The sequence below is a fragment of the Grimontia indica genome, assembly GCF_000333895.2.
Lineage (GTDB): Bacteria > Pseudomonadota > Gammaproteobacteria > Enterobacterales > Vibrionaceae > Enterovibrio > Enterovibrio indicus.
The window spans coordinates 16,998-40,815 of sequence record NZ_ANFM02000055.1 but is presented as its reverse complement, the minus strand read 5'-3'; the positions used below and the strand labels follow the sequence as shown (position 1 = coordinate 40,815).

24 protein-coding genes and 1 other annotated feature are annotated in these 23,818 nt (G+C 50.4%); of the genes, 20 read left to right on the top strand and 4 right to left on the bottom strand.

The annotated features are described in order from the left end of the window. Positions 1-30: 30 nt before the first annotated feature. Positions 31-1,377: a glutamine synthetase family protein gene (locus D515_RS23040; RefSeq protein ID WP_002542163.1), complete on the bottom strand. Its 1,347-nt coding sequence runs from the start codon at positions 1,375-1,377 to the stop codon at positions 31-33. Next, the gene (locus D515_RS23035) at positions 1,364-2,143 is read right to left on the bottom strand and encodes a gamma-glutamyl-gamma-aminobutyrate hydrolase family protein (protein ID WP_002542161.1); all 780 of its coding nucleotides are present in this window, start codon (positions 2,141-2,143) and stop codon (positions 1,364-1,366) included. Before D515_RS23035 ends, D515_RS23040 begins: the two co-directional genes overlap by 14 nt. A gap of 313 nt (positions 2,144-2,456) precedes the next feature. Here D515_RS23035 and D515_RS23030 point away from each other — a divergent pair, with 313 nt between their 5' ends. The 20 genes from D515_RS23030 to arsJ all read left to right on the top strand — a co-directional run bounded on the left by D515_RS23030 (position 2,457) and on the right by arsJ (position 22,090). Beyond that, entirely contained in the window at positions 2,457-3,866 is a 1,410-nt protein-coding gene (locus D515_RS23030) for a glutamine synthetase family protein (protein WP_002542160.1), read from the top strand. A 114-nt stretch (positions 3,867-3,980) separates the two neighbouring features. Then, positions 3,981-4,457, top strand: coding sequence for a YchJ family metal-binding protein (locus D515_RS23025; RefSeq protein WP_002542159.1), 477 nt, complete (start codon positions 3,981-3,983; stop codon positions 4,455-4,457). Positions 4,458-4,520: 63 nt separating this feature from the next. Next, entirely contained in the window at positions 4,521-4,706 is a 186-nt protein-coding gene (locus D515_RS23020) for a hypothetical protein (RefSeq protein WP_002542157.1), read from the top strand. 198 nt (positions 4,707-4,904) lie between these two features. Next, positions 4,905-6,158 (top strand): beta-propeller fold lactonase family protein, encoded by a 1,254-nt coding sequence (locus tag D515_RS23015; RefSeq protein ID WP_002542156.1) that lies wholly within the window; start codon positions 4,905-4,907, stop codon positions 6,156-6,158. A 226-nt stretch (positions 6,159-6,384) separates the two neighbouring features. Beyond that, positions 6,385-6,524: a sequence feature (His leader region), on the top strand. A 77-nt stretch (positions 6,525-6,601) separates the two neighbouring features. Beyond that, positions 6,602-7,498 (top strand): ATP phosphoribosyltransferase, encoded by an 897-nt coding sequence (gene hisG / locus D515_RS23010; RefSeq protein ID WP_002542155.1) that lies wholly within the window; start codon positions 6,602-6,604, stop codon positions 7,496-7,498. 3 nt (positions 7,499-7,501) lie between these two features. Then, complete coding sequence (hisD, locus tag D515_RS23005; protein WP_002542154.1) at positions 7,502-8,797, top strand: histidinol dehydrogenase; 1,296 nt, start codon at positions 7,502-7,504, stop codon at positions 8,795-8,797. Between the two features lie 19 nt (positions 8,798-8,816). Then, the gene (gene hisC / locus D515_RS23000; RefSeq protein ID WP_192815527.1) at positions 8,817-9,857 is read left to right on the top strand and encodes a histidinol-phosphate transaminase; all 1,041 of its coding nucleotides are present in this window, start codon (positions 8,817-8,819) and stop codon (positions 9,855-9,857) included. Between the two features lie 24 nt (positions 9,858-9,881). After that, a complete protein-coding gene (gene hisB, locus D515_RS22995) occupies positions 9,882-10,949 on the top strand; it encodes a bifunctional histidinol-phosphatase/imidazoleglycerol-phosphate dehydratase HisB (protein WP_002542151.1) in 1,068 nt (355 codons plus the stop codon). Beyond that, positions 10,949-11,551 (top strand): imidazole glycerol phosphate synthase subunit HisH, encoded by a 603-nt coding sequence (gene hisH, locus D515_RS22990; RefSeq protein WP_002542150.1) that lies wholly within the window; start codon positions 10,949-10,951, stop codon positions 11,549-11,551. Before hisB ends, hisH begins: the two co-directional genes overlap by 1 nt. A gap of 6 nt (positions 11,552-11,557) precedes the next feature. Further along, on the top strand, positions 11,558-12,295 hold the full coding sequence (gene hisA / locus D515_RS22985) for a 1-(5-phosphoribosyl)-5-[(5-phosphoribosylamino)methylideneamino]imidazole-4-carboxamide isomerase (RefSeq protein WP_002542149.1): 738 nt from the start codon (positions 11,558-11,560) through the stop codon (positions 12,293-12,295). Next, positions 12,277-13,050 carry an imidazole glycerol phosphate synthase subunit HisF gene (gene hisF / locus D515_RS22980; RefSeq protein WP_002542147.1) on the top strand — a complete coding sequence of 258 codons (774 nt, stop codon included), beginning with the start codon at positions 12,277-12,279 and terminating at the stop codon, positions 13,048-13,050. The genes hisA and hisF overlap by 19 nt, the downstream gene beginning before the upstream one ends. Continuing rightward, on the top strand, positions 13,047-13,679 hold the full coding sequence (gene hisIE / locus D515_RS22975; RefSeq protein WP_002542146.1) for a bifunctional phosphoribosyl-AMP cyclohydrolase/phosphoribosyl-ATP diphosphatase HisIE: 633 nt from the start codon (positions 13,047-13,049) through the stop codon (positions 13,677-13,679). Before hisF ends, hisIE begins: the two co-directional genes overlap by 4 nt. A 152-nt stretch (positions 13,680-13,831) precedes the next feature. After that, positions 13,832-14,827 carry a UDP-N-acetylglucosamine 4,6-dehydratase (inverting) gene (gene pseB, locus D515_RS22970; protein ID WP_002542144.1) on the top strand — a complete coding sequence of 332 codons (996 nt, stop codon included), beginning with the start codon at positions 13,832-13,834 and terminating at the stop codon, positions 14,825-14,827. After that, positions 14,824-15,972 (top strand): UDP-4-amino-4,6-dideoxy-N-acetyl-beta-L-altrosamine transaminase, encoded by a 1,149-nt coding sequence (gene pseC, locus D515_RS22965; protein ID WP_002542143.1) that lies wholly within the window; start codon positions 14,824-14,826, stop codon positions 15,970-15,972. The genes pseB and pseC overlap by 4 nt, the downstream gene beginning before the upstream one ends. Before the next feature lie 7 nt (positions 15,973-15,979). Continuing rightward, the gene (gene pseF, locus D515_RS22960) at positions 15,980-16,681 is read left to right on the top strand and encodes a pseudaminic acid cytidylyltransferase (RefSeq protein ID WP_002542141.1); all 702 of its coding nucleotides are present in this window, start codon (positions 15,980-15,982) and stop codon (positions 16,679-16,681) included. Further along, positions 16,678-18,264 (top strand): UDP-2,4-diacetamido-2,4,6-trideoxy-beta-L-altropyranose hydrolase, encoded by a 1,587-nt coding sequence (pseG, locus tag D515_RS22955; protein WP_002542140.1) that lies wholly within the window; start codon positions 16,678-16,680, stop codon positions 18,262-18,264. Before pseF ends, pseG begins: the two co-directional genes overlap by 4 nt. Continuing rightward, positions 18,261-19,313, top strand: coding sequence for a pseudaminic acid synthase (gene pseI / locus D515_RS22950; RefSeq protein ID WP_002542139.1), 1,053 nt, complete (start codon positions 18,261-18,263; stop codon positions 19,311-19,313). The genes pseG and pseI overlap by 4 nt, the downstream gene beginning before the upstream one ends. 146 nt (positions 19,314-19,459) lie before the next feature. Beyond that, the gene (locus D515_RS22945) at positions 19,460-19,801 is read left to right on the top strand and encodes a metalloregulator ArsR/SmtB family transcription factor (RefSeq protein ID WP_002542138.1); all 342 of its coding nucleotides are present in this window, start codon (positions 19,460-19,462) and stop codon (positions 19,799-19,801) included. A 12-nt stretch (positions 19,802-19,813) separates the two neighbouring features. Beyond that, on the top strand, positions 19,814-20,815 hold the full coding sequence (locus D515_RS22940; protein ID WP_002542136.1) for an ArsJ-associated glyceraldehyde-3-phosphate dehydrogenase: 1,002 nt from the start codon (positions 19,814-19,816) through the stop codon (positions 20,813-20,815). A gap of 54 nt (positions 20,816-20,869) precedes the next feature. Further along, entirely contained in the window at positions 20,870-22,090 is a 1,221-nt protein-coding gene (arsJ, locus tag D515_RS22935) for an organoarsenical effux MFS transporter ArsJ (protein WP_002542135.1), read from the top strand. Positions 22,091-22,159: 69 nt separating this feature from the next. Here the strand turns inward: arsJ and D515_RS22930 are convergent, their stop codons facing one another. Both D515_RS22930 and fdh3B read right to left on the bottom strand, forming a co-directional pair. Beyond that, entirely contained in the window at positions 22,160-23,158 is a 999-nt protein-coding gene (locus D515_RS22930) for a formate dehydrogenase subunit gamma (protein WP_002542133.1), read from the bottom strand. A 54-nt stretch (positions 23,159-23,212) separates the two neighbouring features. After that, a complete protein-coding gene (gene fdh3B, locus D515_RS22925) occupies positions 23,213-23,818 on the bottom strand; it encodes a formate dehydrogenase FDH3 subunit beta (RefSeq protein ID WP_002542131.1) in 606 nt (201 codons plus the stop codon).

The window sequence follows — 23,818 nt, the reverse complement described above, 5'->3', positions numbered from 1 at the left end:
AATGACTAAACGAGTCTGACCGTCTTCACATTACACAGTGAGCAACAGGAACTCCCGTTCCCAGGAACTGATGACACGTTTGAAGTTCTCCTGCTCTTTGCGCTTCACCGCGATGTAGCCACGAGCAAAGGACTCCCCTAAATACTCTGCAACCTCATCACACTGTTCCATGCGCTCCAATGCGCCTTCTAAGGTGTAAGGCAGCGCCGGGCTGCGCAGCTCATAGCCACGTCCCTGTACAGGGGGCGTTGGTTTCAAACCACGCTCCATACCGATGTAACCACACAAAAGACTGGCGGCAATGGCGAGGTAACAGTTAGCATCCGCCCCCGGCAAGCGGTTTTCTACACGACGCGCCTGAGGAGAACAGCTCGGCACACGCAAGCCACAAGTGCGGTTTTCTTCGCCCCACTCCACATTTACCGGCGCTGAGGTATCTGGCAGGAAGCGACGGAATGAGTTTACGTTCGGGGCGAACATAGGAAGCATTTCCGGAATGAACTGCTGAAGGCCAGCAATATGCCCATAAAAGAGTGGTGAGCTGGTACCGTCTTCATTGGTGAAAATGTTTTTACCGGTTTTCACATCAACGATGCTCTGGTGAAGGTGCATCGCACTGCCCGGCTCATCAGTGATGGGCTTAGACATAAAGGTCGCCACCACCTGATGCTTGAGCGCGGCTTCACGCAGCGTGCGCTTGAACAGGAACACCTGATCTGCCAGCACCAAAGGATCGCCATGACGGAAGTTGATTTCCATCTGAGCGACGCCTTCTTCGTGGATCAAGGTATCAATGGCGAGCCCTTGCGTTTCACACCATTCGTACATGTCTTCAAACAGCGGATCGAATTCGTTGGCAGCATCAATAGAAAAAGACTGCCGACCTGTCTCCATCCGTCCAGAACGGCCAATCGGCGGCTCAAGCGGTAAGTCAGGATCTTCGCACCGAGCTGTTAGATAAAACTCCATTTCCGGTGCAACAACCGGTTTCCAACCCTTCTCTTCGTAGAGCTTCAGCACCTTCTTCAACACGTTACGCGGTGTCAGTTCAATGGGGTTCCCCATTTTGTCGAAGGTGTCATGAATGATTTGAGCGGTTTTCTCAATCGTCCATGGAAGCAGGTAGACGGCGTCTTCATCCGGCTTACAGATGAAGTCAATGTCTGCCTCATCCAGCAAGGCGTAATAGATGTCATCATCCACATAGTCGCCCGTCACTGTTTGCAGTAAAACACTCTCTGGCAGACGCATTTCGCCTTCGTTAATGAACTTATCGACAGGTGCGATCTTTCCGCGAGCAATGCCGGATAAGTCACTGACAACGCACTCAACTTCCGTAATCTCGTTTTCTTTCAACCACTTCTTAAGCTTGTCCATATTCTTTCTCACGCTGATTCGCCCTTATTCGGCAGGCTTCCCCAAACATATCGAAGATAGCTGAATAAAAAGGATTTTTTGTGACTTTCCACTCAGGATGCCACTGAACTCCTAAGGCGAAGTTTTTTGCATCGATGACAGAGACTGCCTCTATTAGTCCGTCCGGGGCGTACGCTTCTGGTCGCAGTCCTTTGCCTAATCTGTCTATGCCCTGAGTATGGACAGAGTTCACGTCAGCAGAGGTGCGACCCCAAGCCTCGTAGAGAAGCCCCCCGGGTTCGATGTTTACGGTGTGAGAAATGCCGTATTGAATATCTACCGCAGCGGTTTTGTCTTCGCGGTGTTCGATAAATCCGCCCACCTCATGAAGTTTTTGATGCAGGCTTCCCCCCATGACCACGTTCATTTCCTGAAAGCCGCGGCAAATCGCTAAAACGGGGACGCCCATTTCTATGGCTAATGCAAGGAGGGGTAAGGTGGTGGCGTCCCGGGCTGGGTCATGATCTGTGCCCGCTTCGCTCGGTGAGCCTTTGTAATGATGAGGCTCAATGTTTGATGGGGATCCTGTGAAGAGTATCCCGTCGAGTGAAGCTAAAACGCGTTTCATGGGCAAAGCTTTGCCCAACGCAGGGATCACCATTGGGCAACCCCCAAAAGTGTCAGCCACACTCCTGACGTACTTATCGCCAACAATATGGAAAGGATGCAGACCCAGCTGAGAGGTACACCCTGTCACGCCAATCATTGGGATAGTTGAGTCTTCCATATCTTCCTCTGCATTGACTACCGAATCACAAAGCAAATCGCTATCTACTATCAGTATGCTATGCGTTCGTTTTTTTTCACGCTACACGTTAAAAATAAATTACGCAAGTGACACACACAACAAAATCGCACGAATTGTTTATCATTTCATTAACATTATTAAACCCATGAAGTTTCGAGGCTTATCGTATTGATTTGCAGTAAAAACAGAGGTTTTGTGACGTGAAACGCTGTTGACATAATCAAGGCTTTACTATTCACTCAGAACTACACACAGAGGTGATTGATATAATTTACACTCAGGTAGGTGTTTCATGCGATATCAAACAGACAGGGAAATGTTTACGTCTGAAGATGCACAATTGCCAGATGCAAACGAAGCCATTGAATTTCTTGAACAGAACCCGGATATAGAGTTCGTCGACCTGCTCTTGCTCGACATGAATGGCATCGTGCGTGGTAAACGTGTAGAGAAAGATAAGCTGCAAAAAGCCTATGAAAACGGCATAGCCTTACCCATCTCCATCTACGGTATGAATATCAAAGGGACACCGGTTGAAGAAACGGGGCTTGGGCTAGAAATCGGCGAGTCTGATGCGATTTGTTACCCAGTAGCAGGTTCACTCACCCGCCAGCCTTGGCAAAAGCGTCCTATCGCTCAGTTAATGCTGGAAATGTATGAAGATAGGGAAACACCACTCTTCGCTGACCCGCGGATGATCTTACGCCGCATTGTCCGCCAGTTTAAAGCCCGCGGACTGACACCCGTTTCGGCCTACGAGCTAGAGTTCTACCTGATTGACAGCAAGGTGCCCGGCAACGCTCCTCTTCCTCCTGTTTCACCTATCACTGGCAAGCGACCTGAAAATACCCAGGTTTATTCGCTCGATGAACTGGATGAATACGCAGAGCTTCTTACCCAAATCATCGAAGCCGCCCGCGAACAAGGTTTGCCTGCAGACACCATTGTTGCGGAATCTGCGCCTGGCCAGTTTGAAATTAACCTCAAGCATACTGATGATGCGCTCGCTGCCTGTGATCATTCCATCCTACTCAAGCGTGTTATCAAGCAAGTCGCTCATGATAATGATCTCGACACTACCTTTATGGCAAAGCCTTATGCTGATCAAGCGGGCAATGGCATGCACCTGCACATCAGCCTTCTCGATGACGATGGCAACAATGTGTTCGAACCAGAAGCCGAAGGTGAAATGACAGATATGCTTCGTTACGCGCTGGGAGGAATGTTAGCGCTGATGCCACAGTACTTGGCAATCATGTGTCCAAACATCAACTCTTACCGACGGTTCGCGCCTGATTTTTATGTGCCGAATGCTGCAACTTGGGGGATAGAAAACCGCACCACTGCCCTTCGCATTCCGGGGGATGTACCTGCTGCGACGCGCATCGAACACCGTGTGGCAGGTACAGATGCCAACCCTTACCTGATGATGGCAGCTTTGCTGGCATCCATCATGTATGGCATTGACAACAAAATCGAACCTTCCGAACCTGTGGTCGGTAATGCTTACGACTTGGATAACGAGCCACTGCCTACCAACCTGCGCGACGCATTGAGAGAGCTTTCTTCCTCTGATGCAATGCGACAGTTCCTCGGCACGGACTTTGTAGACGTGTTCGTCACCTGCAAAGAAAAAGAGCTTGAAGAGTTTGAGCAGCACGTCACTGCGCTCGAATACGATTGGTACTTGCACGCCTTCTGATTTCTCGCCTTCCCCAGACCGTTTTTATCGCGGTCTGGGTCGGCACTTCACCTTGACTCACTTCACGCTCACTTGGACAATACTGCCGTTATTTATTCAACGCGGTTTCTAGCTATGACGACAGCGCTTTGCCCTTGTGGCAGCCAAAAACCTTACAGCGAATGCTGTGAGCCAATCCATCAAAATCACGCCAATGCCGACCATCCAGAAAAGCTGATGCGTTCTCGCTATTCTGCACACGTAAAGGGGCTGGTTGATTATGTGGTGAAAACCTATCATCCCTCTTGTGGCGCGGAGCAACATCGTGACGCAATCGCTGATTCGGTTAACAGCGAATGGTTGATGCTGGAAGTGCTTTCAAGCTCAGTTGAACCGGGCGAAAAACAAGGTTTCGTTGAATTCAAAGCCCATTACAAAGACGTTGATAAACAATATTGCCTGCACGAGAAATCTCGCTTCGTCACCGAAGTAAAGGACGGCGAGACACTTTGGTATTACATCGACGGTGAATACCCGAAGGCTGAGAAAGTTGGACGTAATGACCCCTGCCCATGCGGTAGCGGAAAAAAACACAAGAAGTGCTGCGGTTAAAAAAACATCAAGTAACTACGGTAATTGCCGATAAAGAGGGGAAGCAACCATGAGGATAATACGATGGATTGGTTCCCCAAAATCTCAGATTACTCGCCACAAAAAGTGGGTAACGTCGTCAAACAGGATAAGACCAAGCAACAGCAACAAAAGCGCGCTGAGGAAGAAGAACGCCACGACGACAATAAAGAAACCACCACAGAGGAAAACAAGAAGAACAACGATGGTTTACTCGATATCTATGTTTGAACCTGATTGGAAAAGCTGACTTTTACCGGCGCCTAGTTTCTGATTCCCTAACTTTTTCTCTTCCAACTTCCTACTTTTTGGCCCGAAAGACTCACATGCCGCTCAAAGCGAATCAAATACGGTAAATCAGATTTAACTTATAAAAATACCTCCTAGGATGAAGTTTCGGCTGGTTCATCTCTAAATAGGATGTTTTATATGAAACAGAAGTTATCTCTTATCGCGACACTATTTATCTCCACCTATGCAACGCATTCAGCTGCAACCGATATCTATGTCGTTACCAATAAAGCTGACGGTAACACGATCGCCCATTTCAAAGATGACAAAGGAACCTTTGCAATGGTCGCTGAATATTCTTCCGGCGGCACAGGAACAGGCGATTTGGAAATCCCTGCTCTTGAGAAAAATCCAGACCATCCGTTAGCTAATGGCGATGACCCACTCATCTCAGCCAATGCCATTCGCGCTTCTGCAGACGGTAATCTCATTGTCTCGGTCAATCCCGGTGACGCCACCATCGCGCTGTCTGAAAGGCAAAAAGGCGGAAAGCTCACCTTGGTGAACACGGCGAAAGCATCCGATCTGTTCCCTATCTCTGTCGATATTTCCGGTGATTTAGTCGTTGCAGCAAGCGTGGGTGACAACAATGGCTCAGGTTCCATCGCACTTTACCAAATCAAAGATGGCAAACTGACGATAGTGGCAGATAGCCGACGCGACCTAAAAGCCCGCCCTTCTACGATCAGTTTCTCGACCAATGGTGAGTTTGTTTACGTCAATGAGCTGGTCACAGGAAAAGTGAAGGTTTTCGGTATTGAAAACGACAACCTGACTGAGTCCCCAGTTTCCAGCATCGACAGTCCCCGTGCTGAGGCATCCCGTTTTCAGGCCATTCCTGTTGGGTTTGATGTGCGTGGTGACAACAATAAAGATGTCATCCTGATGTCGAAAGCACGCTTCCTGACACCAGATTTCAAGCTCCGAGAGGGTAATGGCGAAGTGGTACAAAGCCCGCTTTATAGCTGGCAAACGGGTTCACTCTCGACATACACCGTAGATAAAAAAGGCCAGATTGCGGCCGTATCACAGGACGTGCTCACCGGAAGCAATGTAGAGGGCGATGAAATTGCCAACTGTTGGGTAGCCCTCTCTCCGGACGGCAAGACGCTGTGGGCTGCGAATGCACTTTCTAGCTCAATCAGTTCGTTTTCGGTCAGCAAAAAAGGCGATGTCACGTTAAAAAATGACGTTGCGTATAAAGACAGTTCAGAGACAGCATTTTACAGTGATATGACAGTGAGCCGCGACGGCAAACACCTCTATCAATTAGTCGGTAACCAAGGCGCGATTCTGGTTTTCGACATCAAGCCCAATGGCGACCTGACACTGAACCAACAAGTTGGCGGAATGCCAGAACTTGGCACCTACGGTATGCTCGCGCTTGATTAGGGGTTTCCTACTAAACGCCCGGCAAATCAGCTGGGCGTTTTCATTTCAATTTCCATCAATTTCAAGCATTCCCTCCAATAAGCACTGCTAAGGTTGTTTTTAAGTCGTTTTTAATCGAAATAATGTGTTGCAATCTTTATCGATTTTGTTAGTGTTGATGCCAAGCAAACGTTAAATCGTTACAGCACTTAGAGAAGAAAAATATGCAAAAATCGCTCATGACCATTCATCACCACCATCATCCTGACTAGTCTTTCGGGAGATGTGGTTTCGACTGGAAGACAAGGAGTAAGGTTCTTCCACCGGTCATCAAAGCGAACACAAGATTCAGACCCCCGGAAGCGAACCTTCCGGGGGTTTTTACTTTTAGGATTCAAAAAATTGCGATGACACTTTAAGGAAACGGGAAGTCGTCATAGCGAAAAAGATACAGGGAATAGATCATGCAAACAGAACGTCTAAGAATTGCCATTCAGAAAAAAGGCCGCCTTGCGAAAGAGTGTCACGAACTGCTCAAGCGCTGCGGTGTGAAAATTAACTTTTCCGGCGACCGTCTGATCGTTCACGCCGAGAATATGCCAATCGATTTGCTGCTGGTACGTGACGACGATATCCCAGGCCTCATCATGGATGGTGTGGTTGATTTGGGTGTTATCGGCGAAAACGAACTCGAAGAAGTGCGTTTAGAGCGCGTTGCACTGGGCGAGCCAAACGAGTACGTGAAGCTTCGTCGTCTCGACTTTGGTGGCTGCCGCCTGTCTGTCGCTATCGATAAAGACAAAACTTACAACGGCCCACAGGATCTGGCTGGCAAGCGTATTGCCACGACTTATCCAAATATCCTCAAAGATTACCTCGACAAACAAGACGTTAAATTCAGCACTTGTATGTTAAACGGCTCTGTTGAAGTCGCGCCGCGCGCCGGTCTTGCAGATGCTATCTGTGATTTGGTGTCTACAGGTGCAACGCTGGAAGCTAACGGCCTGAAAGAAGCAGAAGTTATCTTCCGCTCTAAAGCGGTACTTATTCAGCGCATGGGTGAATTCGACGCAGACAAAACTGCACTGATTGAACGCCTGCTGACCCGTATCAAGGGCGTTATCCAAGCAAAAGAATCGAAATACATCATGCTTCACGCGCCAAGCGAAACCTTGGAGCAAGTGGTTGAATTGCTGCCAGGCGCAGAAGACCCAACTATCCTGCCTCTTGCACACGACAAACAACGTGTCGCTGTTCACCTGGTGAGTACCGAGAACCTGTTCTGGGAAACCATGGAAAAACTGAAGGCCTTGGGTGCGAGCTCCATTCTGGTGCTGCCAATCGAGAAGATGATGGAGTAAGCCATGAAAACAGTGGTTTGGAAATCCCTCAGTGATACACAGCAGGCGAAAGCGCTTGAGCGCCCTGCTATCTCTGAAAGTGCATCAATCACTGAAGCCGTTGAAGGCGTGATCAAACAAGTCCGCACTGGCGGTGATGCTGCGCTGAAAGCGCTGACAGAGAAATTCGACAAAGTGCTGCCTGAGAATATTCAGGTTTCACAGAGCGAAATCGATGCGGCGGAAGCTCGTCTGGGTGAAGAAATCAAAACAGCACTCAAACAGGCTTATGACAACATCGCTTGCTTCCACAAAGCGCAAAAAGCAGAGCCACTGACGGTAGAAACTATGCCGGGTGTAGTATGTGAGCTGGTGACCCGCCCGATTAACCGTGTTGGTCTTTACATTCCAGGTGGCAGCGCGCCGCTGCCATCAACCGTATTGATGTTGGGTGTGCCTTCTCAAATCGCCGGTTGCCGTAAAGTGGTGCTTTGTTCGCCACCGCCAATCGCTGATGAAATTCTTTACGTTGCCAAGCTTTGTGGCATCGATGAAGTCTACAACCTCGGTGGCGCGCAGGCTGTTGCAGCCATGGCTTACGGCACTGAGACCGTAAGCAAGGTTGATAAGATTTTTGGTCCGGGTAACGCCTTCGTGACCGAAGCTAAGCGTCAGGTCAGCAATGATCACCAAGGTGCAGCGATTGATATGCCGGCTGGCCCTTCTGAAGTGTTGGTGATTGCAGATGAAGATGCTGATGCGGATTTCGTTGCTGCAGATTTGCTGAGTCAGGCTGAACATGGCCCAGATTCTCAGGTTGTGCTTGTCACACCGTCGCCAGTGCTGGCAGAGAAAGTGGCCGATGCCGTCAAAGCCCAGCTCAGGGTATTGAGCCGCGCTGACATCGCAAGCCAGGCACTGGGTTCTAGCATCATCATCATTGCAGACAGCCTGACCCAGTGTGTTGCGATTTCAAACAACTACGGTCCTGAGCACTTGATTGTCCAGACCAAGAACCCACGTGAATTGCTGCCACTGCTGGATAACGCAGGCTCGATTTTCCTGGGGGCATGGTCACCGGAATCTGTTGGCGATTACGCATCTGGCACCAACCACGTGCTGCCAACTTACGGCTATACGCGCACCTACTCGAGCCTTGGCCTTGCCGATTTCAGCAAGCGCATGACAGTACAAGAGTTGTCATCTGATGGCCTGCAAGCATTGGCCCCGACAGTCGTTGCGATGGCCAACGCTGAAGGTCTGGATGCGCACCGAAACGCCGTGACCCTTCGTGTTGAAAAACTCAATAACAAAAAATAATAAAGGGGAAGCAATGGACATTGAAAAATTAGCCCGTAAGGACGTTCAGGCACTGACCCCTTACATGTCCGCCCGCCGACTGGGTGGTTCTGGTGATGTTTGGCTGAATGCTAACGAATCACCATTTAACAACGAATACACCATCAATGGCGCTGGCCTTAACCGCTACAGCACCTGTCAGCCTGAAGAACTGATCCGTGCTTACGCAGACTACGCAGGTGTTCGCCCTGAGCAGGTCCTCACCTCTCGTGGCGCAGATGAAAGCATCGAACTGCTGATCCGTACATTCTGTGAAACCGGTGAAGACAGCATTCTGTTCTGCCCACCAACGTATGGCATGTATGCCATCAGCGCAGAAACAACCGGTGTTGTGCGCAAAACAGTGCCACTGACCGATGAGTGGCAATTGAATCTGCCGGAAATCGAAAAGAATCTTGATAGCGTCAAACTGGTGTTTGTGTGTAGCCCAAACAACCCGACCGGTAACCTGATTAACCGCGACGATATTGAAACGCTACTGGAAATGACGGCTGGCCGCGCGCTGGTAGTCATGGACGAAGCCTACATCGACTTCTGTCCAGAGGCCTCAACTGTGGACCTGCTGGTACGTTACCCGAATCTTGCGATTCTTCGTACTCTGTCAAAAGCTTTCGCATTAGCGGGCTTGCGCTGTGGCTTCACGCTGGCGAATCAGCAGATCATTCAGTTGATGACCAAAGTGATTGCGCCATACCCAGTGCCAGTGCCTGTTACTGAAATCGCTGTACAGGCGCTAAGCGAAGCAGGCCTTGCCCGCATGAAGTATCAGGTGCTGGATTTGAATGCCAACCGTGCTTATCTGCAGGCGGGTCTTGCGATGCTGCCGGGCGTGGAAGTGTTTGATGGCTACGGCAACTACCTGCTGGTGAAATTCCCAGACGCTGATCTTCTGTTCTCAGCCCTTTGGGACAACGGCATTATCTTGCGCCGTTCGCCAATTGAAGGATGCATCCGAATCAGCGTGGGCAACCGCGAAGAGTGTGAAAAGACCCTGACCTTTATCCGCCAGCAACTGGCATAAAGAGCGCAACAAAAGGAATTTGTAGTGAAAGAAAAAATCCTCTTTATCGACCGCGATGGCACGCTGATTGTTGAGCCACCTGTAGATTTTCAGGTCGACCGCCTCGACAAGCTCAAGCTTGAGCCATTCGTGATCCCTGCCCTGCTGGCACTGCAAGACGCTGGCTACAAGCTGGTGATGGTGACCAACCAAGATGGTCTGGGCACTGACAGCTACCCACAAGAAGATTTCGACGCTCCACACAACATGATGATGGAGATTTTCGAATCTCAAGGCGTGAAATTTGCTGACGTTTTGATTTGCCCACACTTCGACCACGAAGATTGCAGCTGCCGCAAGCCAAAACTTGGTTTGGTTAAAGACTACCTCCAGCAAGGCCGTGTGGATTTCAAAACCTCTGCCGTGATTGGCGACCGTCAGACCGACCTGCAGCTTGCTGAAAACATGGCGATCCGCGGTATTCAATACAACCCGGAAACCATGGGCTGGCAGCAAATTCTGAAGGATTTGACCACCAACCCTCGCGTGGCAACCGTTGTTCGTACCACCAAAGAAACGGACATCCGAATCACGGTGAACTTGGACGAAACTGGCGGCAATAAGATCAGCACTGGCCTTGGTTTCTTCGACCACATGCTGGATCAAATCGCGACCCACGGTGGCTTCCGTATGGAAGTGGAGGTTGATGGCGACCTACACATCGACGATCACCACACAGTAGAAGACACGGCGCTCGCGCTGGGTCAGGCGCTGAAAGAAGCGCTGGGTGACAAACGCGGTATCGGTCGTTTCGGTTTCAGTCTGCCAATGGATGAGTGTCTTGCGCAATGTGCTCTGGATTTGTCTGGCCGTCCTTACCTCAAGTTCGAAGCGACCTTCTCTCAGGACAAGGTTGGCGACCTCTCTACAGAAATGGTCGAGCACTTCTTCCGCTCACTGACTGACACCATGGCCTGTACTCTGCACTTGTCATCAGACGGCGACAATACACACCACATCGTGGAAAGCCTGTTTAAAGCCTATGGCCGCACTTTGCGTCAGGCGATTCGCGTAGAAGGTAACGAGCTGCCAAGCAGCAAAGGGGTGCTGTAATGAGCGATGCAAAGATTGTCATCATCGACACGGGTTGTGCAAACGTCAGCTCTGTGCGTTTTGCGATTGAGCGCCTCGGTTACGACGTCACGATCAGCCGCGACCCAGACGTTGTGCTGGCAGCAGATAAACTCTTCCTACCGGGTGTAGGCACCGCGTCCGAGGCGATGAAAAACCTGGAAGAGCGCGACCTGATTTCGCTGGTACGCGAAGTCAAACAGCCTCTTCTCGGCATTTGCCTTGGTATGCAGCTTCTGGGTAAATCCTCACAGGAAGGCAAAGAGCAGGTGAACTGCCTCGGCCATGTTGATGCCGACACCAGCCTGATGGAAACCGGCGAGCTGCCGCTTCCCCACATGGGTTGGAACACGGTGACCCCTGTGAACAATCACCCGCTGTTTAAAGACATTCCAGAAAACAGCTACTTCTATTTTGTTCACAGCTACGCCATGCCAGTTGGTGATTACACCATTGGTGAGTGCGACTACGGCAAGCCTTTTACCGCAGCAGTGCAGAGTGGCAACTATTACGGCGTGCAATTCCACCCTGAGCGCTCAAGCAAAGCTGGTGCGCAACTGATTAAGAACTTTTTGGAGATGTAATTAAGGATGATTATTCCCGCTTTGGATTTAATCGATGGGCAGGTCGTCCGTCTCTATCAGGGTGACTACGGACAAGTTACCGAATACAAAGTTGACCCAAGCGAACAGTTCGCGATTTACCATAACGCAGGCGCAAACTGGCTGCACTTGGTAGACCTGACCGGAGCAAAAGATACTTCTGCCCGTCAGCTGCCATTGATTGAAAAGCTGATTGCGAGCACACCAGCCAACATCCAAATTGGCGGTGGAGTGCGAAAAGAAAGCGACGTGGTAGAGCTGCTGCGTGCCGGCGCAAAACGTGTTGTCATTGGCTCTACTGCTGTTAAGCAACCTGAACTGGTTAAAGGCTGGATGGAAAAATACGGCGCCGAGCAAATCGTGCTGGCGCTCGACATCAACATTGATGACAACGGCAACCGCATGGTTGCGGTTTCCGGCTGGCAGGAAGACTCTGGCGTGACCATCGAAGCGCTGCTGGACGATTTCCTGACGGTTGGTCTCAAGCACGTGCTGTGTACTGATATCTCCCGTGACGGCACCTTGGCTGGTTCCAACGTCGATCTATACAAAGACTTGTGTGCAGCGTACCCACAGGTTCAGTTCCAGTCTTCGGGTGGTATCGGCTCACTGGCTGACATCGAAGCACTGAAAGGCACAGGCGTCGCAGGTGTTATCGTCGGCCGAGCCTTGCTGGACGGCAAGTTCACTGCAGAGGAGGCATTCGCATGCTGGCAAGAAGGATAATCCCATGTCTTGATGTTCGCGATGGTCAGGTGGTGAAAGGCGTTCAGTTCCGTAACCACGAAATCATTGGCGATATCGTCCCGCTGGCCGCACGTTATGCAGCTGAAGGCGCAGACGAACTGGTGTTTTACGATATCACCGCATCCAGTGATGGCCGAGTGGTCGATAAAAGCTGGGTCGCGCGTGTGGCAGAAGTCATCGACATTCCATTCTGTGTCGCTGGCGGCATTAAAACCGCAGAGGACGCTAAGCGTATTCTGGAATTTGGAGCAGATAAAATCTCCATCAACTCCCCTGCGTTGGCTAACCCAGAACTCATCACCGAACTTGCGGAGAAATTTGGCGTGCAGTGTATCGTGGTCGGTATCGATTCCTACTACGACAAAGACACAGGCAAGTATCAGGTTTATCAGTTCACGGGTGATGAAACCCGCACCAAAGCAACCCAATGGGAAACCCGCGACTGGGTGCAGGAAGTGCAAAAACGTGGTGCCGGTGAAATCGTACTGAACATGATGAACCAGGATGGCGTACGCAACGGCTACGACCTCAAGCAATTGAACATGGTTCGCGAAGTGTGCCACGTCCCACTGATCGCTTCGGGCGGCGCAGGTGAAATGGTGCACTTTGCCGAAGCTTACAAGAAAGCGAATGTTGACGGTGCGTTGGCAGCGTCTGTATTCCACAAGCAGATCATCAACATTGGTGAACTGAAACAATACTTAAAACAACAAGACGTGGAGATCCGCTTATGAGCCAGACACAATCAAACGCGGCGCTCGCTGAAAGCATCGACTGGGAAAAAGTCGACGGCTTGGTACCTGCCATTGTCCAAAACTCGCAGAGCGGACAGGTTCTGATGATGGGTTACATGAATCAGGACGCGCTGGCAAAAACGCTCGATACCGAGCAAGTGACCTTTTTCTCTCGCACCAAGGAGCGTCTTTGGACCAAAGGCGAAACCTCAGGTAACGTGCTGCGTCTCAAGCACATCGCTGTGGACTGCGATAAAGACACCCTGCTGGTGCAAGCCGACCCAATCGGCCCAACCTGTCACCTTGGCACTGAAACCTGCTGGGGCGAAGACGACGCGAACAAACCTACTCTGGTGTTTCTTCATCAATTGGAGCAGGTGCTGGCTTCCCGTCGAGGATCCGATCCTTCAACGTCTTATACGGCGTCCTTGTATGCCAAGGGCACCAAGCGCATTTCGCAGAAAGTGGGCGAAGAAGGCGTCGAAGTCGCGCTTGCAGCGACGTCGGGCGATAAGGAGGAGCTAATCAACGAGTCTGCAGACCTGATGTACCACTTGCTGGTGCTGCTGCAAGACCAAGGCTTCTCGCTCGAAGATGTAGCAAATAAGCTGAAGGAACGTCACAAGTAAGCTTCTAAGCAAACCGCAGAAAAAGGCAATTTCGAAAGAGATTGCCTTTTTTTTCGTCATCCAATCACGGTGTAGGCAATTTTCTCCCACCGAAATTGGCGCTATCAGTTAAAATTTCAATCAGATACTGAGACTAATGCTTAAGGATTGAAATGTTTAACGGCAAGTCGATTTTGATCACCGGTGGTACCGGATCATTTGGAAAGAAATACACCAAGACCATCCTTGCGCGTTACAAGCCTAAGCGACTCATCATTCTCTCGCGCGATGAATTAAAGCAATTCGAAATGCAGCAAGAGTTTAATGACCCTTGCATGCGCTACTTTATCGGCGATGTACGCGACGCTGGCCGCATGATGGAAGCCATGAATGGCGTTGATTATGTCATTCATGCAGCTGCTCTCAAGCAGGTTCCTGCCGCCGAATACAACCCGATGGAATGCATCAAGACCAACGTCCACGGTGCAGAAAATATCATCCGCGCAGCCATTGCTAACAAGGTCGAAAAGGTTATCGCCCTTTCTACTGACAAAGCCGCCAGCCCAAATAACCTCTACGGTGCCACCAAGCTTTGTTCAGACAAACTCTTCGTTGCAGCGAACAACATGACCGGTGGCGGACAAACCCGCTTTGCCGTTGTTCGCTATGGCAATGTGGTGGGCTCCCGTGGTTCTGTGGTGCCGTTTTTCAAAAAGTTGGTTGAAGAAGGTGCAGATGCGCTGCCAATTACCCACCCTGACATGACCCGTTTTTGGATTACCTTGCAGCAAGGCGTCGACTTTGTTCTGAAGAACTTCGAGCGCATGCAAGGCGGTGAAATCTTTGTCCCGAAAATCCCATCAGTGCGCTTGATGGACTTAGCGACCGCTTACGGTAATGGTTTGCCGGTGAAAGAGATTGGTATTCGTCCCGGCGAGAAAATGCATGAAATTATGTGCCCAAGTGATGACTCTCATCTGACGTTGGAATTTGCTGGCCACTATGTGATGCGCCCAACTATCAAATTCTATGCGGCTGATTACGACTATTCGGTGAATCCTCTCGGCGAAAAAGGCGAGCCTGTCGCGGCGGGTTTTGAATACCATTCAGGCAGTAACCCGGATTTTCTGAACGTCGAGCAGATCCTGGAATTTGAGCGACAAGCATGATCCCTTACGGCAAACAAAACATTAGCCAAGACGATATCGATGCTGTCGTTGACGCTTTAACGTCTGACTTCATCACTCAAGGGCCGCGTGTTACTCAGTTCGAAAATGCTGTCGCTCAGAAAGTCCGGGCCAAACACGCCGTCGCCGTGAACAGTGCAACTTCCGCGTTGCATATCGCTTGCTTGGCACTGGACCTTGGCAAAGGTCAGCGTCTATGGACGTCTCCCAACACTTTTGTGGCCTCAGCAAACTGTGGTTTGTATTGTGGTGCAGATGTCGACTTCGTCGATATCGATCCAGCCACATACAACCTTTGTCCAAAGCGTTTAGCTGAGAAGCTGGAACACGCAAAGCTGACAGACACCCTGCCGCATATTGTGGTCGTGGTACATATGTGCGGCCAAAGCTGCGATATGGAGGCTATCCACCAGCTTTCCGAGCAATATGGTTTCAGCATCATCGAAGACGCCTCTCACGCCATCGGCGGAAAATATCAGGATCAGTATGTTGGTAACTGCCAATACAGCGATATCACCGTTTTCAGCTTTCACCCGGTAAAAATCATCACCACCGCAGAAGGCGGCATGGCGCTGACCAATAATCCAGCGCTCGCCAAAGCGATGGAGAATCTTCGCAGCCACGGTGTTACGCGTGATTTGGAATCTTTGGTCAACAGCAACCAAGGCGCCTGGTACTACGAGCAGCAGTTACTGGGTTTCAACTACCGCATGACCGATCTTCAAGCCGCGCTGGGAACTTCTCAGCTGGCAAGACTGGATGCATTTGTAGAACGCCGACAAGTACTTGCAGATCGCTACGCTGAAAAGCTGTCGGCACTGCCACTGACCACACCAACATTACTTCCCGCCAGTAAATCGGCATGGCATTTGTATGTCATCCAGTTAGCGGAACCTGATTGCCGCCGCCGCGTATTTGATGAACTTCGCGCGAAAGGCATCGGTGTACACGTGCATTACATTCCGGTTCACACCCAACCGCATTACCGCGAGTTGGGATTTGAGTGGGGACAATTCCCTGCTGCAGAACATTATTATCAAGCTGCGCTCAGCCTGCCGCTTTACTTTGATATGACGGAAGATGAGCAGGACATAGTGATTCAGGCACTGGCTGACGCGCTGCGCTGAGGACGAAATGAAAGTCTGTATTATTCCTGCCCGTGGTGGCAGTAAGCGTATTCCGGGAAAAAACCTCAAGACCTTCATTGGCAAGCCAATCATTGCCTATGCCATTGATGTCGCTAAAAAGTCTGGCCTGTTTGACCGCATCATTGTCTCGACAGACAGCGAGGATATTGCCGGTGTCGCCAAAGAACATGGCGCAGAGGTGCCTTTCCTTCGTCCTGCAGATATCGCGAATGACCATGCGACAACGTTGGACGTGATCAAACATGCCATCGAATGGCTTCAGGAGAACGACACCCGTCCATTGGGCTCGGTCTGCTGTCTTTACGCCACCGTGCCGTTTACCCGCGCAAAGGATCTTGAAGAGGGTCTTGCGCTATTGGAAAAAGAACAGACCCAGTACACTTTCGCCGCCACACGCTTTTCATTCCCCATTCAGCGTAGTATCCGAATGAATGGCGAAGGCAATGTGGAGATGTTCTGGCCTGAGCATTTCTCCACCCGCTCACAGGATTTAGAGACTGCATATCACGATGCGGGGATGTTCTACTGGGGCAAGCCGGACGCTTTCCTCTCCGGCAAACCGATTTTCGCACCACATTCCAAAGCCGTTCAGATCCCTCATTTCCGGGTTCAGGATATCGATGAGCCCGACGATTGGATCCGCGCTGAAATGCTCTATCAAATTCTTGAACAGCGGGGAGAGCTATGAGGGTTGCGATTCGCGTCGATGCCTCCAGCCAGATTGGTACCGGACATATCATGCGCTGTCAGGTGCTGGCAAAAAAGCTGATTGAGCGCGGCCATGAGGTTGTGCTTCTTAGCCGCCCTCTGACAGGCAACCTTATCGATTACAGCAAAGCTCAGGGTGTCGATGTCATTTCCCTGAAAACTATTCAGGAAACCTTCTTACCCGATGCCGGTGATTACAAACACTGGCTTGGCGTGACACAGGAAGCTGATGCAAACGAAAGCTTGGCAGCACTGGAAGGATTTAAGCCTGACTGGATTGCCATGGATCATTATGCGCTCGACAGCGAGTGGCAAAACCTGATGCGTACATCGGGTGCCAGAATCTTTACCATCGACGATCTGGCTAACCGCGAACACAAGTGTGATGTGCTCTTAGACCACAACCCATGGCCGGATTTTGAAAACCGCTATCATCAGGTTGTGCCAAAGGAATGTACTCAACTTCTGGGACCAAAGTTTGGCCTGCTGCGTCCGCGCTTTTCCGAGCTTCGCCAACAGCCTCCAGCGCTAAAGAATGTCGTACTGGCTTTTTTCAGTGGCACAGACCCAAGTGGCGAATGCATTAAACTTCTGAACGCCAGTAGACACTTCGATTCACTCCCCTTCCGGCTGCATGTTGTGCACGGGTTAGCGAATCCGAGAAAAGATGAAATTGCGTCGCTGCCTTTACCGGAGTTCGTGACGCTTTCTGAAAACCTGCCCGACTACGAAGCTGAACTCGCCGCCTGCCGATATGCTTTTGGCGGTGCCGGTGTCAGCGCGATTGAACGCGCCAGTCTCGGTGTGCCGGGAACCCTCGTTTCCGTTGCAGAAAACCAACGTCAAATGGCCGAACACCTTGGGGCCAGCGGTCTGTATCGTTACCTTGGTGTCAGCGATAAAACCACCGAGCACGATTACGCCAATGAGCTGAAATGGCTGGCGGAACATTGGAAAACTTTGCCTTATCGCTTGGAAAAATCAGACATCGATGGCAATGGTGCTCAGCGTGTAGTCGAAGTCATGGAGAGATTTTGTCCGCCTGAAACAAATAGTCAGATGACATTTCGCCTCATGACGACCGAAGACTTACCCATGGTTCGGGGTTGGCGAAATGACCCTGGCGTTCGCGAGATGATGTTTACCCAACATGAAATCAGCGCTGAGGAGCATGAGCGTTGGTTTGCCAAAGCTTCAACTGACGCCACCAAACAGTTTTTTATTGGGCACGCTGAGGGAACGCCAGTTGGCATGGTCTCCTTCACTGAGATTGAAAGGAAATCCAACACCGCAGAATGGGGGTTTTATAAGTCCCCTGAAGCGCCCTCAGGCACTGGATTTACGCTGTTATTTGAAGCATTACATCTAGGCTTTGATAAGTTGGAGCTTGAAGGTATTCGCAGCCGGGTGCTTTGCAGCAATCCAAAAGTCCTTTACCTTCACCACAAGCTTGGTTTTTCAAAGGAAAAGGACACGCAAACCCTAATCACAGCAGAGGGAGACAAAGATTATTTTGCTTTCTTCCTTTCACGTGAAGACTGGAACGGTAACACAGCATCATGACCCCGTTTATTACCATCGATGGCCGTAAAATTGGCCCAGACCACAAGCCTTACATCATCGCTGAAATGTCAGCAAACCATAACGGCTCCATCGAACGTGCTTTCCAGACCATTGAAATGGCCAAACGCGCTGGCGCTGATGCGATTAAGATGCAGAGCTACACCGCTGACACCATCACCCTGAATTGCGATTCTGACGAATTCCAAATCAAAGGCGGACTCTGGGATGGTCGCACTCTTTATGACCTTTACCAAGAAGCACACACGCCCTTTGAATGGCACAAGCCTCTATTTGATAAAGCACGCGACGTTGGCATTACACTGTTCAGTACGCCGTTTGATTTTACAGCAGTAGACTTGCTGGAAGATCTCAATGCGCCCGCTTACAAGATAGCGTCGTTTGAAGCGGTCGATTTACCGCTTATCCGTTATGTGGCGCAAACCGGAAAACCGATGATCATCTCCACAGGCATGGCTAACGGTGATGAAATTTCCGAAGCGGTAGCGACTGCCCGTGACAATGGTTGTGGGCAATTGGTGCTTCTTCATTGCATCAGCGCCTACCCTGCCCCAGCTTCCCAAAGCCATCTGCGCACCATTCCCGATCTCGCGGAGAAGTTCGGTGTCATTGGTGGTCTGTCTGACCACACATTGGGTACAACAGTGTCTGTTGCTGCTGTTGCGCTCGGCGCGTCCGTGATTGAAAAACACGTCACTCTGAGCCGCAATGACCCAGGCCCAGACTCTACCTTTTCTCTGGAGCCTGATGAACTGGCATCACTCTGTCGGGACACAGAAACCGCGTGGCAAGCATTGGGACAAGTAGGCTATCAAATTAAAGAAGCGGAGAAAGGCAATGTGCAATTTCGTCGTTCCCTCTATGTTGCTCAAGACATCAAGAAAGGTGAAACCCTCAATCCAGACAACGTGAGAAGCGTTCGTCCGGGGTTTGGTTTAGCGCCCAAGCACTATGACGCAGTCATGGGACGAATCGCGCTCTCAGATATTCCCGCAGGCACTGCCCTTAATTGGGAACTTATTTCCAAATAGCCATTTCCAAACAAGCAACAGTGTTCTAGAGACTCTGTTGCTTAGTTCTAGCTCCAAATATGAAGCTTTCATGACATACCTTATTTCCTGTTGACTCATGCCTTATTGAAATTAATATATGGATATTCGCATATGGAGATATTCAAATGTTACCTCATCAGTTTTTCAAACTGCTCGCAGATGAAACCCGCGTGAGATGTTTATTGCTAATCGCGCGGGAAGAAAAAATCTGCGTGGGCGAGCTAACGGAAGCACTCAACGAGAGCCAGCCAAAGATCTCCCGACACTTGGCACAACTTCGTTCAAGCGGCGTGATTTTGGATACCCGCCAGGGTCAATGGGTGTTTTACCGCTTGTCTGACCAACTTCCCGGTTGGATGCGCAAACAAATTCAGGGGCTGGTCGATTCGAACTGCCTTAAACAAGAATACCAGCAAGATATCCAGCGTCTCTCGGAGATGAAATCTCGCCCAGAGTGCTGTGTTTAGAGGAAAATTGAGATGTCTATTAAAGTAGGAATTAATGGTTTTGGCCGTATCGGCCGTCTGGCACTTCGCGCCGCATTCGACTGGCCTGAACTGGAGTTTGTTCAAATCAACGATGTCGCTGGCGATACAGCGACGCTGGCTCACCTTCTGGAGTTCGACTCTGTTCAGGGCCGCTGGCACCATGAAGTCTCCACCGATAGCGATACCATGCTGATCAACGGTAAAACCATCCGCACGACACAGCAAAAGAACATCAGTGATATCGATTGGTCTGGTTGTGACGTTGTTATCGAGGCAACAGGTGTACACCGTAAATCCGAGTTTCTGAATCAATACCTCGAGCAAGGCGTTAAACGCGTGGTTGTCTCTGCACCCGTGAAAGAAGACGGTATTGCCAACATTGTTGTGGGCATCAACGACAACATCTTCGATCCTGAAGTCCACCGCATTGTGACCGCAGCATCGTGCACCACCAACTGTATCGCTCCTGTAGTGAAAGTGATTCACGAGAAGCTGGGTATCGAGCAATCTGCTTTCACAACGATTCACGATCTCACCAACACCCAAACCATTCTGGATGCACCGCACAAAGACCTTCGTCGTGCGCGCGCCTGTGGCATGAGTTTAATCCCAACCACCACAGGATCAGCAAAAGCTATCGTTGAAATCTTCCCTGAGCTGGAAGGTAAAATTAACGGCCACGCAGTCCGTGTTCCGCTGGCGAATGCCTCTCTGACTGACATCATCTTCGATGTGAAGCGAGACACTACCGCAGAAGAAGTGAATGCCCTGCTGAAAGAAGCGTCTGAAGGCGAGCTGAAAGGTATTCTTGGCTTTGAAGAGCGCCCACTGGTATCTATCGATTATAAAGGCGACCAGCGCTCTACCATCGTCGATGCCCTCTCGACTATGGTCGTTGGAAAGCGCATGGTGAAAGTCTACGCCTGGTATGACAATGAAATGGGCTACGCAACGCGCACCGCAGAGTTGGTTCGCAAAGTAGGCTTGGCATAAACATAAAAGAGATATCAAGAGCTGCAAACGCAGCTCTTTTTTGGGCGAGTTGTTATGCTGTCTCAATTAAATTCCCACGTTCGCCAGTACATGCTGGTGACATTCAATTACTGGAATTTCACCATCACCGACGGTGCACTGCGCATGTTGGTGGTGCTTTATTTTTATGACCTGGGTTACTCCAGTCTGGAAATCGCTTCACTCTTTCTTTTCTATGAATTCTTTGGTGTGGTGACCAACCTGATTGGCGGCTGGCTCGGTGCAAGGTTGGGTCTCAACCGAACTATGAACATTGGTCTCGGCATGCAAATTGTCGCGCTCGCCATGCTGGCAGTCCCGACGGCTTGGCTAAGCATTCCTTGGGTAATGGCAGCGCAGGCCATGTCCGGTATAGCCAAAGACCTCAATAAGATGAGCGCAAAGAGCTCAATCAAAACACTGGTTCCTGAAGATGCACAAGGCGCACTCTACAAGTGGATTGCAATTCTCACAGGATCTAAGAACGCATTGAAAGGTGCCGGTTTCTTCCTGGGCGGTGCACTGCTTTCCTTGATTGGTTTCCAATCTGCGGTTGCTGCGATGGCAGGTGTCTTGCTGCTGGTATTTTTCGGCAGTCTGCTGTTCCTGAAGTCAGACATGGGCAAAGCGAAAACCAAGCCTAAGTTCTCAGAGATATTCTCGAAATCCAGCAGTGTGAATATTCTGTCTGCTGCCCGTATGTTCCTGTTCGGTGCCCGTGATGTCTGGTTTGTGATTGCCCTTCCCATCTATCTCGGTACCACCTTTGGCTGGGACCACAGTGCCGTCGGCGCATTTCTGGCAACTTGGGTGATTGGCTATGGCTTTATTCAGGGGATTGCTCCGAAGATCACAGGTAAAGCTTCTGGTAAAACGCCGGATGGCAAAGCCGCAATTTATTGGGCTATGTTGCTTTCCGTCGTCACCGGAATCATCGCCATCAGTGTGCAACAACAGTGGCATCCGGAAACCGTTATCATTGTTGGCTTGATGGTGTTCGGTGCGGTGTTCGCTGTGAACTCTTCACTGCACTCTTATCTGATTGTTAGTTATGCAAAAGGTGACGGCGTTTCGCTGGATGTGGGTTTCTATTACATGGCGAACGCGATGGGACGCTTGATTGGTACCATTCTCTCGGGGTGGGTTTTCCAGGTCTGGGGGTTTGCAGCATGTCTCTGGGTATCTTTCGCTTTCCTCGCGACAACCACAGTGATTTCGTTTTGGCTGCCTACGGCCAAAAACGAACCTATCATCTAGGGGCTGTTGACCTTTGCAATAAGCACAAAAAAGCCCGCACTTGCGGGCTTTCGTTTACTTGCCTAAACGTCAGGTACTTTGTTGCTCTTTCGCTTCTGTCGTTTGAGAACTGCTTTGGCCTTGCACTTCGTCCAGCCAAAGCTTGTGGTGTTGCTTCGCCCAACTTTCATCCACGTAGCCTGTTGCCATCCCTTCAAGCGCACCTTCAGTACCCACTGTACCGATGTAGATGTGCCCTAACGCAGCTGCGAACAAACCCAAAGAAGCGATACCGTGTAGCAGGTTTGCTATCTGCATATCCTCACGGGTTTGACCAAAGAGTGGGAAATCCATCACCAGACCAGTAATACAAACCACCACACCAACGGTTGCCAGCAGCCAGAACCAAATCTTCTCGCCACCATTACAAAAACCTGCGTCCGGGTGTTTACCGTTTGGCAGAATACCACCGCCCTGCTTGAACCATTCAATGTCGACTTTGTTGATGAAATTGTTCTTCATCCACTTCACCAACATACAAAGCAGTCCGAGCACAAACAGCGGACCCAGATAGTTATGCGACACTTTAGCCGCATAGATGATGCTGCCCCAAACTGCTTCAGGCGCCACAGGTTTAATAAAGTGCTTACCGTATAGCAAGAGCACGCCACTGAACCCCAGAATCAGGAAGTTGATGGCGGTAAACCAATGCATGGCACGCTCAAAAGGTGTCCAACGCATCACCTTTTTGCCAGTGCGCTTGTGCGATAACTCTATGCGTCCAGCCCAAAAGTAAAACAGCAGCAGACTACCTGCAGATACACCGAGAAAAATCAGCCCGAGTGGACTGATCCACTCATTACGAATTTCCCGCCAGCGTTGACCATCAACATTGATCAGTTGTCCAGCTTCTGCTCCCGTCGCAACCGTATATCCCGACTCTCCGCCTCGCACTTCTCTCCAGAATTCAGGGCCAGCCAGTTGCACTATTTCTTTCTGGGGATCCGCCTTGGCACCGCCTTCAGCAAGACTGACTGGAGACCAAAAGGTTGCTATCACCATTAGCATGGCGAGCAATGTTCTAAACATATCTCTCCTCCTGACTCCGTGGGACGAGCCACGTCCCACAGAGTTCCATGCTAATCAGCTTTTGGTCGCGTCGTAGGCGAGGTCATCGCCCTTAGTCCAGCCAGCCCCTTTTGCCCCACGTTCTACAACGCGCTGACGGAATACTGCAGAAATTTTCTCTGCATCCCCCGCCAACAGTGCTTTGGTAGAACACATTTCAGCGCACAAAGGCAACTTACCTTCGGCAATACGGTTTGCACCATATAGCTCTCGCTCTTTTGCCGAACCGTCCGGCTCAGGACCGCCTGCACAGAAGGTACATTTATCCATCTTGCCTCGCTCACCAAATGCCGCTGTTTTCGGGAACTGAGGCGCTCCAAACGGACAAGCAAACAAGCAGTAGCCGCAGCCAATGCAGGTCTCCTTGTTGTGCAAAACAATGCCATCTTCTGTTTTGTAAAAACAGTCAGCGGGACACACAGCCATACAAGGGGCATCGGCACAGTGCATACAGGCAACTGACACCGAGTTCTCACCCGCTTCACCATCATTCAGGGTGACGACACGACGACGCTGGGTTCCCCAGGTCACCACTTCAGAGTTAGCGTTACTACACGCGGTGACACAGCCATTACATTCAATGCAGCGTTTGGTGTCACATAAGAATTTCATATCAGCCAT

Coding starts and splice junctions, on each gene's coding strand:
- D515_RS23040 (WP_002542163.1), bottom strand. CDS start 1,377: ATGGACAAGCTTAAGAAGTGGTTGAAAGAAAACGAGATTACGGAAGTT.
- D515_RS23035 (WP_002542161.1), bottom strand. CDS start 2,143: ATGGAAGACTCAACTATCCCAATGATTGGCGTGACAGGGTGTACCTCT.
- D515_RS23030 (WP_002542160.1), top strand. CDS start 2,457: ATGCGATATCAAACAGACAGGGAAATGTTTACGTCTGAAGATGCACAA.
- D515_RS23025 (WP_002542159.1), top strand. CDS start 3,981: ATGACGACAGCGCTTTGCCCTTGTGGCAGCCAAAAACCTTACAGCGAA.
- D515_RS23020 (WP_002542157.1), top strand. CDS start 4,521: ATGGATTGGTTCCCCAAAATCTCAGATTACTCGCCACAAAAAGTGGGT.
- D515_RS23015 (WP_002542156.1), top strand. CDS start 4,905: ATGAAACAGAAGTTATCTCTTATCGCGACACTATTTATCTCCACCTAT.
- hisG (WP_002542155.1), top strand. CDS start 6,602: ATGCAAACAGAACGTCTAAGAATTGCCATTCAGAAAAAAGGCCGCCTT.
- hisD (WP_002542154.1), top strand. CDS start 7,502: ATGAAAACAGTGGTTTGGAAATCCCTCAGTGATACACAGCAGGCGAAA.
- hisH (WP_002542150.1), top strand. CDS start 10,949: ATGAGCGATGCAAAGATTGTCATCATCGACACGGGTTGTGCAAACGTC.
- hisA (WP_002542149.1), top strand. CDS start 11,558: ATGATTATTCCCGCTTTGGATTTAATCGATGGGCAGGTCGTCCGTCTC.
- hisF (WP_002542147.1), top strand. CDS start 12,277: ATGCTGGCAAGAAGGATAATCCCATGTCTTGATGTTCGCGATGGTCAG.
- hisIE (WP_002542146.1), top strand. CDS start 13,047: ATGAGCCAGACACAATCAAACGCGGCGCTCGCTGAAAGCATCGACTGG.
- pseB (WP_002542144.1), top strand. CDS start 13,832: ATGTTTAACGGCAAGTCGATTTTGATCACCGGTGGTACCGGATCATTT.
- pseC (WP_002542143.1), top strand. CDS start 14,824: ATGATCCCTTACGGCAAACAAAACATTAGCCAAGACGATATCGATGCT.
- pseF (WP_002542141.1), top strand. CDS start 15,980: ATGAAAGTCTGTATTATTCCTGCCCGTGGTGGCAGTAAGCGTATTCCG.
- pseG (WP_002542140.1), top strand. CDS start 16,678: ATGAGGGTTGCGATTCGCGTCGATGCCTCCAGCCAGATTGGTACCGGA.
- pseI (WP_002542139.1), top strand. CDS start 18,261: ATGACCCCGTTTATTACCATCGATGGCCGTAAAATTGGCCCAGACCAC.
- D515_RS22945 (WP_002542138.1), top strand. CDS start 19,460: ATGTTACCTCATCAGTTTTTCAAACTGCTCGCAGATGAAACCCGCGTG.
- D515_RS22940 (WP_002542136.1), top strand. CDS start 19,814: ATGTCTATTAAAGTAGGAATTAATGGTTTTGGCCGTATCGGCCGTCTG.
- arsJ (WP_002542135.1), top strand. CDS start 20,870: ATGCTGTCTCAATTAAATTCCCACGTTCGCCAGTACATGCTGGTGACA.
- D515_RS22930 (WP_002542133.1), bottom strand. CDS start 23,158: ATGTTTAGAACATTGCTCGCCATGCTAATGGTGATAGCAACCTTTTGG.
- fdh3B (WP_002542131.1), bottom strand. CDS start 23,818: ATGGCTGATATGAAATTCTTATGTGACACCAAACGCTGCATTGAATGT.